Annotated in this window: 5 protein-coding genes; 2 read left to right on the forward strand and 3 right to left on the reverse strand. The window is 60.5% G+C overall.

Annotated elements, in window-relative coordinates:
* Positions 1-356: 356 nt before the first annotated feature.
* Together AC5RVV_RS14575 and AC5RVV_RS14580 are read left to right on the forward strand one after the other, a co-directional pair.
* Positions 357-2,537, forward strand: a complete 2,181-nt coding sequence (locus AC5RVV_RS14575) for an McrB family protein (protein WP_494002106.1) — start codon at positions 357-359, stop codon at positions 2,535-2,537.
* Between the two features lies 1 nt (position 2,538).
* On the forward strand, positions 2,539-3,783 hold the full coding sequence (locus AC5RVV_RS14580) for an McrC family protein (RefSeq protein ID WP_494002107.1): 1,245 nt from the start codon (positions 2,539-2,541) through the stop codon (positions 3,781-3,783).
* Positions 3,784-3,863: 80 nt separating this feature from the next.
* Here AC5RVV_RS14580 and AC5RVV_RS14585 read toward each other — a convergent pair whose 3' ends face one another.
* The 3 genes from AC5RVV_RS14585 to AC5RVV_RS14595 form a co-directional block, all read right to left on the reverse strand.
* Positions 3,864-7,034, reverse strand: coding sequence for a sacsin N-terminal ATP-binding-like domain-containing protein (locus AC5RVV_RS14585; protein ID WP_494002108.1), 3,171 nt, complete (start codon positions 7,032-7,034; stop codon positions 3,864-3,866).
* The gene (locus AC5RVV_RS14590) at positions 7,024-10,536 is read right to left on the reverse strand and encodes an SNF2-related protein (protein WP_494002109.1); all 3,513 of its coding nucleotides are present in this window, start codon (positions 10,534-10,536) and stop codon (positions 7,024-7,026) included. Before AC5RVV_RS14590 ends, AC5RVV_RS14585 begins: the two co-directional genes overlap by 11 nt.
* 545 nt (positions 10,537-11,081) lie before the next feature.
* Complete coding sequence (locus tag AC5RVV_RS14595) at positions 11,082-11,978, reverse strand: Lrp/AsnC family transcriptional regulator (RefSeq protein ID WP_494002110.1); 897 nt, start codon at positions 11,976-11,978, stop codon at positions 11,082-11,084.
* Positions 11,979-12,014 lie beyond the last annotated feature (36 nt).

The following is a 12,014-nucleotide window of genomic DNA, read 5'->3' on the forward strand; positions in this document are numbered from 1 at the left end:
CCCAAACCGGGATGGCGCCCGTCTTTGCCTCGGGGTAAGCCTGTTCCAGTGACTTCTTGAGCAGGTCGCGGTCATTCCTAATGGAACAAATGTCCGGAATGACATCCCAGCCGGTGCTGATGAATCCTTGGTCGAGCAGTTCGTTCGACAACGCGTCGTTGTGGATCCCCCACATAGCGGCTATGCCGTTTCTCTGTCTTTTCGCCGGCGTCGTGTTGATGTCCGCAACCACCCTAGCCGGACACCAATGCGTGGCATGGCCTTGCACTGAAACGTCACCACTGCACCATAGTCTGGAATTTGTGAAAGCAAGGGGGCCTGTCGGGTCCTGCTGACGGTGACGGAAAGGCATGCCTGTGGCGGACGAGCAGTGGATCCGGTTTATGGAATACGCGGCGAAATTTGCGCAGGAGGTAGACCTCGATGGCGAGGAGCGCAACTACAAAATGAAGTTTTCCGAGCGATTGGCAGCTACCCGCGAAGCATACATAGGCGGGGCTGCGGACTGGTCTGAACGTCTGCCGAAAGACATTGCTTCCGTGAACCTGATGCACTGGTTCCCGTTGGCGAAGCTGACCGAAGCAAGCCAGGCCCACCCTGAAGAATTTGGTTCGATTGTAGGCTTGCTCTGGCGGGGCAGTATCGACGTACAACGAATGGCTCCATTCGAGGAACGCATTCGAGAAATCAACTCCAAAGAACTTCTCGTTGGCGACATTACGTGTTTCGCTTCGCTCCTTCTCCTAGGCAGGAACCCGGCGGAGTTTCCGCCGTACCGCACGGCAGCCGTGAAGAAGTTCCTCAAGCTAGTGGGATGGACCGACCGAGGAGCCAATGAGGGAGCCGCCCGTCGATATGAGCTTCTCCTTGCGGCAATGGATGAGATCATGCTGCTTGCGCCGGAGTTCGGCATCAAGCTCCGGGACAGGCTTGATGCCCAAGGTCTTATGTGGACGGCGATGAACGTCGATCCGGCGGAGAATTGGAGCGGTAAGGAAGCAGCTGCGTTCCGGGTTTGGCGCGGGGACAAAATTAAGGCACCGGGCCGACGGGCTTGGCTTGTTCGCCAGAGCCAAGGCGGGGTGCCCATGTTGGAATCTTGGCAGGACGGTTCGTTCATTTCCCTGCGAGCCCAGCATCTGGGGAGTCCCACGTCGGGCAGCAGCTTGAAAGAGATCGAACAGGCGGTCAATGACGGATACAGCCATAGCGACTACGCCGAGCACAAGCTCCGGGCAGCGGAATACCACCGCTTCTTGTCGGTCATGAAGCCGGACGACCTGGTCCTGACCCAGCAGGAGGACCGGCTTTACCTGGGCGTCGTATCTGGTGAAGCCGGATACGTCGAGGATGAGTCCTCACGGCTCAGGCGCGACGTCGAGTGGCAGCCTTCGTCCGTTGACGGCGGGCAACTGGTTGCCCCGCTGCCCCGGCTGCTCGAGGAACAGGGCTACGTCGTCGACCTTACCGAAGCGCTGGCTCAGGTGGAGCAGCTCTTCGAGGCAGCTGGCCGGACGGTCAGCGAGCAGCCGGAAGGCACCGAATCCCAGCCGCAGCGCGCCGTCGTGCCTGAATTGCGCGACGCGACCGAGGAACTGGCCGTCGCGCTGCACGTACAGCGCGAGAACGTGCAGGAAATTGTGGAGCTTCTGCAGACCCGCAACCAGATCGTCTTCTACGGGCCGCCCGGTACCGGCAAGACATATCTGGCTGGGAAGATCGCCCGCTTCCTGGCAGGCGACGAGCATGGTGACCACGTCAAAACCGTGCAGTTCCACCCGTCCTACGCGTACGAGGATTTCTTCGAGGGCTATCGGCCGGCGTTGGGCGAGGGCGGACAGGTCGGCTTCAGTTTGGAGCCAGGACCGCTGCGCCGGATTGCGGCGGAGGCCTCCGCTGAGGGCAACCGGGACAAGCCGTTCTTCCTGATCATTGATGAGATGAACCGCGGCAACCTGGCGAAGGTGTTCGGCGAGCTGTATTTCTTGCTCGAATACCGCGACCAGAGCATCAACCTGCAGTACAGCCCCACCGAGACTTTCGTGCTGCCGCCGAACCTGTTCATTATCGGCACGATGAACACTGCAGATCGCTCCATTGCCATGGTGGACGCGGCTATCCGCCGCCGCTTCGCGTTCGTGGAACTCCATCCGCAGGAGGGCATGATCGAGGGCATGCTGGCGCGCTATCTGGAAGCGAAGGGGAAGGACCCTCTGCGCGCACGGCTGCTGGATGCCCTGAACTCGGAGTTGGAGGTCGGCGACCGAAACCTGATGGTTGGTCCGTCTTACTTCATGAAGGAGCATGCCGAAAGCGACGCCGGTCTGGAGCGGATTTGGCGCTACGAACTGCTGCCGCTGCTGGAGGAGCATTACTTCGGCCGGCTGAGCCGCGAGCAAGTCCATGAGCGGTTTGGGCTGGCCGCGATCCGGAAGAAGGCCGCGCGGAGTGTGGGCGGAGTGGATCTCGTTATGGAGGAGTTCGCGGAGCGCGAAGCGGGGCCGCTCGAGGCTGCCTTCGGCGCCGGGATGGACTGAGATGACGCGGCACCTTGTGCTAGATGAGCTCCAGCAGGAGCCCGTTCTGGCTGAATTCGACGGCGGGGCCGCGGCGCTACTGAACGGCAGCGGGCTGGTCTCGGTGAAGGCGGACATCCGCGGTGGTTGGCGCGTGCTCCCGGCCGGGCGTGTCGGCGCTGTACAGGTTGGCGAGCTGCTGGTGGAGGTCCGGCCCAAGGCGGAGGTGGGGCTGGACCGGCTGCTGTTCCTGCTTGGCTATGCGCAGAATCCAGGGTTCCGGCCCGAGAACGTAGACGCAACCAAGGAAGCGGACCTGTTCTCCGCGCTCGCAGAATCCCTGGCACGGCAGGGTAAGCGGGCACTCGGCCGCGGGCCCCTGTCCGGATATGTCCACGTGGATGATGCACTAAGAACAGTCCGCGGGAGGATTCGTGTCAGCGACCAGATGACCCGTCGGCCCGGCATGCTTCTGCCGCTGGAGGTTTCGTACGACGAGTTCACGATCGACATCCCCGAGAACCGGATCCTGCGCGGTGCGCTGCACCGGGTGCTCCAATTACCGCGCCTGTCGCCCGCGGTACGAGGGCGGCTGGCGCATTTAGATTCAAAGCTCGACGGCGTGCCACCGCTGGGAGCTGGGGTTCCGCTGCCTGTCTGGAGCGAGTCGCGGGCGAATGCTCACTACCGGCCTGCCCTCCGCTTGGCCGAGCTCATCCTGCGGAACATGTCCGCTGAGGCCGGTCCGGGGAGGCAACGGGTTGCCTCTTTTGTGGTCAACATGGCGGTGGTGTTCGAAGACTTCGTCGCCACCGCGCTGAAGGAGGCCTTGACTGCTGTGCCTGGGCGGACAGAGCCGCAGTACAAATGCTTCCTCGACGAGGCAGACGGTACGCGACGCCCACGCGTAACGATGTTCGCCGACGTCGTGCACGTGATTGACGGGAGGCCGGTGGCCGTCTTCGACGCGAAGTACAAGGCGTCATCCTGGTCCGGTTACCCAAACGCGGACCAGTACCAAATGCTGGCCTACTGCACAGCGTTGGACGTGCCGAGGGCTTGGCTGGTCTACGCCGACGCCGGGCCGGTTCGCGTGCGGAAGGTACGGAACTCCGAGGTGGAAATCGCCGAGTTCCCGCTGGATCTGTCGCGGCCTCCGGAGGAACTGCTTGCCGCGATCCGCCTGCTTGCGCTCCAAGCTCTGCCCAACCCTGTGCAAGGGGAAAGACATCGAATCTCGTTGGCATCGCCTCCGCCGGAATGGTGAGCAGCCCTGACTTCGGCGCGCTTAGCGTCAACAAGTTCTTCGTCGTTCCGTGCAGGTGGTTATCTCTTTTGGTCTGCGACTTACATACGCTCGTCGCCGGCCACACCGAGCGCCGATTGAAGATCGATCGCGTGCTTGCCGGTGAAGCGGATCTTGACGGGCTTGCCGTTTAGAACCAGGGCAATCTCGACGCCGCCTTGGCCTTTTTCGACCTCCAGATTCGCCAGTGTATCTAGAAGTGTGTCATTCCTCGTTTCGCGTGCGTACTTGTAGAGCGCCGCGCACAGCGGGCAAAGCGCCAAGGCATTGGCCGTGTGCACTTGCTTGAGCGCGTTTACGAAGCGGACGGATTCGAAGTACCACTGGCCGCCGACTTTAAAAGGGAGGGGCTTATGGCATGCTTGGCAAAACATCTCACCCTCATCAGTCATGTAATGCCCCCGTAGATAGCTCTTGGACTCGGCAGCGGCCTGACCTTGCCCGTCGACGACGCTGCGCAGCCGTGATGCGGTCTGGTGATCCGGAGCGAAGAGCGCGTCTTGAGCGGCCACCGCTGACCGTCGTTTCGGGTCGTCGGAGGACGCTACGGGGAAGCGGCGGGACGTCGCTCGCTCACGGATGAGGTCTCGAAGTTCGGACGTCGTCAGCCCTGCCTCTTTGGCCTCACGCAGGACATCGATGCCGTCGTCGTCGAGGCCTTCGTCCCTAAGAAAGTTGCTGACGCCTTCAGCCTTCTGGCGGCGTATAGTCGCATCCGCACCGAAGTCGAGCTTGTGCACGAGCGAGTTTGCGCCTGGCCATTCCCAATCGTCAGCCAGGTCATCAGCCGTTAATTCTCTAGTAAACCGTAAGTCGCCGTTCCTATCAAGCACCCAAGCTTTGGACTTCAGTTTTTGCGCCAGCTGAGAGTCGAATGCGTAGCGGTGCGTACTGTTGTTCGCCCGGTACACGGCTCTAGCCTTCTCTGGTTTTGCGTCTCGGATGGATAGCCAGAGAGTATGTATCAGGTCGTGGTCTCCTGACTTGATGATCGCGTCGAGCCTCTTGATGTCCCAGTCGACCTTCTCGGTGTAAGCACTGTGGCGGTTGTTGATCCACCATTCTTGTTTCAGCTGTGGATTTCGGAACACATCGCTGCGGGTGATTTCAATACCCACGGTGGAACCCGCGAGATTGAGGAAATCCTCGAAACCGTCGATCTCCAGATAGTAACTGGCCACTGGATGTTTCTTGCTGTTGTAGGCAAATTGTGCGGTGGGCTTGTATAGAGACGAGAGTCCTGTTGTCCGATAAGGCAAGTCGAGGTAGCTCTCGCCTGGGGAAATCCACGCTACTGAGCCGTCGGGCTTAGGCGAGGCGAGGAACGGCACTTTTTCGAAGAGTCGTCGTGCAGATTCACGGTTCGAGAGGGCATATCGAACGAAGGCGCTGACATCGTCGAGGTGCTTTGCGATCTTGACTCCATCCGGGATGGGGAGGTTTGGTGCCCTGTATGCGTTCAGTCGCGCCTCGATCCGCGCTGACTCGTTCCAGCGACGGACGCCAGCTGCCTTGTAGAACGCTTGAAGGTTGGTCGCGCGTGCCTGGTCCTCATCGTCATCAAAGTACGCGAGTTCGGTTCGAACGCGAGCCTGGACATTGTCACTCCGGCCTGCTGGGAGATATGTGTTGGGACCTTTTACGTGCTCGTTCTTGCCCCGGCGAGTTAGTCGAACAAGTGGGATTGACGTCAAGGACAGGCTCAACTGGTGGGTGGAGCATCCGCGTCCCAGAAGCTGGTAGAGGTCTGCGATCGCGGCGTCGTTCTTCCCTGCCAGCCAGTCGTGCCACATCGGTAGGTATGGATCGTCGGGGTCACCGACGTCCATGGCGTTCTCCAGTGCTTCCTCCAACTCATCCCAGCTGAATTCGATGGTGTCCAGCCCTCCAAGGAATTTACCGGGGCGTCCGTCTCGGCCGCGTACCCAACGCGGAGTTCGATCGGTCTCGATCCCAGACATCCCCAGAAGGAATGGCAGGTCACCCTCGGCCAGCCAGTTTCTAAACTCGCCGGGGCTGGAGACGAGTGCGCTTGCGGGAGCGTATCCACTTCCGCGCGCCGGGGTGATCTCGAGTTCGTTGAACGCCTCAATGACTGCATCCCGGATGAGGTGGTAGGGGTAACCCACCGGATCGTCATGGTTCGGAAGAGTGGCAAGAAAAGTATCGTCAATCAGGCCCTGGTCACACAGCCAAGGCAACGCTTCAACGATAAGCGCTCCGATGTCCTCGACGAGCTGCACGTTGTCTGGTTCATCCCGAACGCTGTCGCGGGCGACAGTGGAGGCGAAGGGTGCATGAATGTGGAACTTTAGGCCAGACGACTCCTTTACAGCGGGGAAGTAGATCGACACATCACCCTGATCGAGGGGAATGATTGACCGAGTCGGCGCGCCTTGGGCGACCTCCCCATCCTTCTGCTTCCCACGCTTCGGCTTGGCCGGATCGCCGAGTTGGAGTCGGAACGCAGCTGCTACGGAGAGTGGGTTGGCGTCGTGGTGCTCAACACTTGCCCCGCCGACGAGGCGTAACCAGTGGGACTCGACGAAATCGTCACCCTCGGACTTCTGGATCTTGATGATCTGGCCGTCGAGATTTCGGCATTCGATGATACCAACGGTTCCATCGGGTAGGGTGTAGGTCACCGTGGCGATGTGGTTGAGGAACAGCAAGGTCTTCTCGTCAAGCTGTGTGAGCCCCCTCGCCACTTCTTCAACGGCAACGTCGGCTGACTTTTCTTGGCGGTCGAACGGAAAACGGAAGCTAGTCCAACCTGCCCGGGCCTCGCCGGCGATCCGCTCGTTAATGAAGAGGTCTTCGATGGCAAACGAATACGTACCCGACCTAATCTCAGGTCGGCTGGTGTACGAGTAGACGGCCTTAAAACCGACCCCGAACTTTCCAATCTGGGTCGGGTCATCCTTCTTCGTGGAGTCACCGATGTTCGTGATCGAGTCGATATCTTTTAGTGAGAACGCTCGTGATCCATTGTGGTGCACTTCAAGACATGATTCTTGTAGATCAAACTCTACGACGGTCGCATTCGCGTCCTCGGCATTCTGAAGCAACTCGTAGATGAAATGGGCATTGTCAGGGTACAGCTCGGAGAGCAGACGGCGGATTCCGTCCTCGAAACCCTTCTTTTTCTTGTGGGCCTCGACTATCCCGCGCCCCGCAGCCGCGATGCTCTCAAACGTGGGTTCAATTGTCATGGACGACCTCGACGGTCCCAGAGCAGACGAGTGTAGTTGTGACGTCGCTACGTTGGACGCTCATTTCGAGCTTCTTGCTGCGGTTTTCAAAGTCCTCCTCTAGGGAGCGCAATTCTGACTCGCGCATCCGGCGAATGTTCTCGTGAGACGCGTTCGCGATCTGGTCCTCCAGGAGTTGGACTCGTGCGTGGTGCGTCGTAGTGAGCGACGCCAACTGGTTCTCGACGTGCCCACGAGTGCGATCGATGTGGGTCGCTCTGGAATCAGTCCACGCCTTGTAGTGCTGTTCATCGACCACGGCGGCAGCATGCGATCCATCTGGTGCATATGAGTCCGAGGCCTCGATCAAAAGACGCTGCATCTCCTTGGAGAATGCCGGATCGCCGGTTGTCACAACCACCTCGAAGTCATCGCGCGCGCCTAGGTAGGTCCACGCGTGAACAGCTAGTGGGTAGCGACCGGCAGGGACGTCCTTCGAGTGCACCCGCAGGGCCACTGTTGTCTCGGGAGCGAAGCCATCCCGGTGAGATGCGGCCGCACGCACCAACTCGTGAACTGGCGACAAGAGTTCAATGTCGTCGCTATCGGCCAGACTCGGATCGAAGGTAAGTCTTCGCGACTGGTCTGACCCGCGGCTCAGCCATCGCTGCCACTGTGAGCCGCTTTCGGGTGCGATCGTCAGGGCATCCTCGTACAGGGTTGAGCGGACATCCTTGTTGGGACGCAGCAGCGCAACCGGGCGCTCGAACAGCGAGTCCGCTCGGTCGTAGCCGCAGTCGAGTAGGTAGCGCTGCACGAGGCGTGCTAGCTGGTCAGGGGCGAGCCACGGGCTGGCAGCCTGCTCTACGCCCTCGGCGTCGAGTCTCTTCAACGGGAGACCGAAGAGGGCGCTCTCACGCTCCTCAAGTTCTTCCTGCTCCTGGATTCGGCCGATCTTGTTGTCCGCGAGCTGCTGCAATCGGGCTTCGCGCTCCGGCTCAGTGAGCGTGAGATCTTCTCCGATCTTCCGAATCTCCCGAGTGAGCTCACCCAGGATGGCTTCGCTGCCACCGAGAGCCCGCTGGAACACGCCGATCCTTTTTAGGCATCGCTCGAAGATGACTGCATCGACGGTGCCGCTGACGACCAGGTTCTTGATCGCAATGGACTCGCTCCGCTGCCCGCGGCGATCAATGCGGCCGATTCGCTGCTCGATACGCATCGGATTCCACGGCAGGTCGTAGTTCACCAACGCATCGCAGAACTGGTAGTCCAAACCTTCAGTGCCAACTTCGGATGACAGCAGCACGTCGATGGCATCCGGTTCACCTTTGTCCTTGGCGAAGCGAGCCCGGAGATCACGTCGCTCATCGTCGCGGACTCCGCCGTGCACGAGTCCTACCCTTGCCCCCGTGGACGCAAGATAAGCGAAGAGATAGGTGAGGGTGTGGCGGAAGGTGCTGAAGACCAGAAGCTTGTTGTTGTGCAGTCGCTTCTTTTCCTCGACATAGCTCAAGAGCCGATCGAGCTTCGGATCCTCTCTTAGGGCCGTGGCACGGTCTGCGATGTCTTTGATTTCGGCAACGAATGACTCCAATACTGACGGGTCCAACTCGTCTACCTCGACATCGGCCTCGCTTAGCTCCTCGGCTGTGAGCTTGCGCTGGAGGAGATCCTCGACGAAGGGTGCCAGCCCGTTAAGGCAACTGGCCGCCTGTCGCTGCAGAGTGGAGAGCACGAAGTCGAGGGACTGGCCCTGACCTTTGCTTGTCGAGATGCGGCCGGCAAGGTCAAGCAGGTCCTCATGGATTGATGCCTGATCGGGGGTGAAGTCGACTTCGAACGTTTCAGACTTACGTGTCGTGAAGGAGCCAATGTCTCGACGGCGGGTGCGGTTGATGAGACCAGAAAACGTGTTGAGTGACTGTGCCAGTCGTAGAGCTTTAACGCGTTCGTGATCCGCGACGTGTTCCTGGTCGAGGAGGTCGCGGATCTCCTGTGTTCGAAAGTTCGTGCGCAGTACCCGACTGCCCCATGGGGTCTCAAGCGCCCCCGCTAAGGCATCTAGCGCTGTCTTCTGCCAGGCGTCCCCCGCGATTCTGACTGCGCTCTCGACGTCAGCGAGATGAGCGTTGGGCTCGCGCATTAAGTCGAACGTCTGGTTGTCGACGAACGTGTCGGGCCGGAGCAGGCGCAGGAGGGTGCGGAGATCCTCACTGCCTGTCTGGATCGGTGTCGCCGAGATGAGCACTCCCGCTTCCGTGTGATCGAGAAAATGCTTGACGACGCGGTGACTCCACGTGTCGCTGTTGCGAACGTGGTGCGCCTCGTCAACGATCACTAAGTCGAACTTAACTGGCGGTAGGAGTGAGACCAGTCCTGGTCGAGGCCTGCGCCCTGTGTCATCGCCGAGGAGGAGCTTCTCGTCAAGTAACGAGTAGGGGAGTATCGCTTTCCGGTATCGCGCGGGCCATCGGCCCTCAGCCCTGGTCTCATCGATGCAATGGCGCAGTGTCGCGCTGTCGAGATGTGCGAAGTCCTCGCCAAACCGCTTTAACTCGCTCCGCCACTTGTTTTCTACGACCAGCGGTTTGGGGCAGATCACCAGAATCGAGTCAAGCCGCTGGCGGGCTTGCAGCTCCTTTATAATCAGGCCGGCCTCGATCGTCTTGCCGACGCCGACATCGTCTGCAATCAGAAGGCGCGGGCGGTCGGCGTTGATCAGCTTCATGACGGGCCGGTATTGGTAGGGCTCGTACTCGATACGGCCAGTGTTGAGCGAGTAGAGTCTGTTCACTGACGGATGGAGGACATGGGCGGCCGTAAGCCGTGCCTTGAGCTCATCGGCCCCGAGATGCTCGCCAGACTTCGTCTCGACGAGTTCGACCTGTGATTCGTAGTAGGTCTGAATCGTCTGCCCATGGAACACGGTCAGTCGGAGCTGTGAGCCGGAGGTGGTGACTTGGGTGATTACGCCTGTCAGTTCCGGCCGCGCCTTGACCCGAATCATGGCTCCCCGCTCGAAGTCAGCAAGCGAGGTTGATGCGGGGCCAGGCGCCGAGGGGGACGCCGCAGGTGAAGACTCAAGAGCGAGCCCGGCCAGTGCTGCCGAGCGGGCACTCGCCAGTTGCTCGGCCTCGGTACTTGTCGGGTCAAGAGCATTGGCGAGGAGCGCGAGTGTATCGAGGTCGCGGTAGACACGATCCATGCTCGGCCTCCGACCAGGTGCGTCGTGAGCCCAGCGGTTTCGGACGCTGGAAGCTTCCTTTAACCAATTGCGGTCGTCCCACTTGACTAGGTTCTTCCGTCGAAAAAGGTCCCAGTTCTGGTCAACGACCCGGAGCACTGCCGCTACATCGAGGTCTGTCAGGCTAGACCAGCCATACTCATCGCTCAACGCTCGCTGCTGATACGTCAGTTTTGCTAGGACACCCTGGTCCCACCAGTTCGGTCCCAGAGCGGGGAGTTCACACTCCAAGAATCTGCGCAGCAGGACGGCGAGCGTCGCCAAGTGGTCACGCACCTGCAGCCCCCTTAAGCCGACGAAGCCGCATACGTATTTCCCCTGAAATGATCTTGCTGCACGTCAATCTCCATACGTTTAGGACCTGCGGAATAACCCGAGCACGCTGCCCCAACTGATTTTCACTCACAAATGCAGTGTAGCGGCGCGCTGCCTCATATTAGGACTCGTCTTATATGGATCTGAATATTGACCTGCTAATCGGCCTCTCGCTCGACTGGTGGTTCCCTTAATAGCGCGAAATGGCCGATCCTTTGAAATAGATGGAAGCAACAGGGGCAGGCTTAATGTCTCATGTCGGTTACATCACGCGTGGGTAACTGATCCCTGAGTCTTGTAGGACTGCCACCACCTGATCAAAGCGCTACATCCGCATGCCCAGCCTCAAGGGAATCGTCTGGCCCGTTTCCGTTTTTACCCATACTCTTGCCTACTAAGTAATGCTGCACGATGGGAGTGGAAAATTGACGCAGCTGATAATGAAGCATGCAAACCACCAGTTCACTCACTATGGTCGGGCGGGATTGCGCTGATTCAGGGGTACCTCAGAAGATCCGGCGCGCGTAGTCTTCCTTGACGACTTCGAGGTGGAGCCAGGAGTCGGTGCGGCTGACGGTGGGGAGGCTGCGGATTTCTTCGAGTTGGGCGAGGAGGTCGCGGGGGGACTGGGCGGCGAGGGTGGCAATGGCGTCGAAGCGGCCGACGGTTTGGGCGACAAACTCCACGTGCAATGAGCCGCGCAGGAGTTCGAGGACGGCGTCGTTGTCGCCGGAGAGGTTTAGGCCGACGCCCATAGAGAGCTGCCGGCCGCCGGCGCCCCGGGACTCTACCGCGCTAATCCGGATGATCCGGGCGTCGAGCAGCCGCTGCACCCTCGCGCGCACGGCGGTGGGCGTGAGCCCCACGGCGGCGGCGAGGTCGCGGTAGCTGGTCCGGCCGTCCTGCTGCAGGATCTCGATCAACTGGGTGTCCACGTGGTCGATGGTGACCTCGCCGGCGTACTGCGAGAGGAAAAAGCCCTTCACCAGGCGGGTGTAGATCAGGGTGTCGATGTAGGCCACATCCGGGTGCTCACGGAGCCGGGTGAGCACGGCGTGCAGCTCATCATGCGTGCCGACGCGGATCTCGGCGATCAGGTCGTGGGTGCCGCCGACTGCGGAGACCAACACGGCCTCCGGCCAGTCGGCCAGCAGCTTGGCGATATTGCGCGCCGGCCCGGACGCCACCACGGAGACGTGCGCGATCACGTGCTGGCCGAGGAACGCCGGATCCACCGCTGCCACCACCCGGACCGTCCGGGTGTCCAGCAGCTCGCGCAGCCGGGACGACACCGTGGCCCGCGGCAGGCCGAGCTCGCGCGCCAGTTCCTGGTAACTTGCCCTGCCCGCCTTTTGAAGGGCGCGGACGAGTTTTGTGTCGATCATTTCGGTGTGGTCCGCCAAAGTTTCCTTAACCTCCCAAGTGAGCACCGCCGTCGT

It is taken from the genome of Arthrobacter sp. MDT2-34-1, from assembly GCF_059091365.1.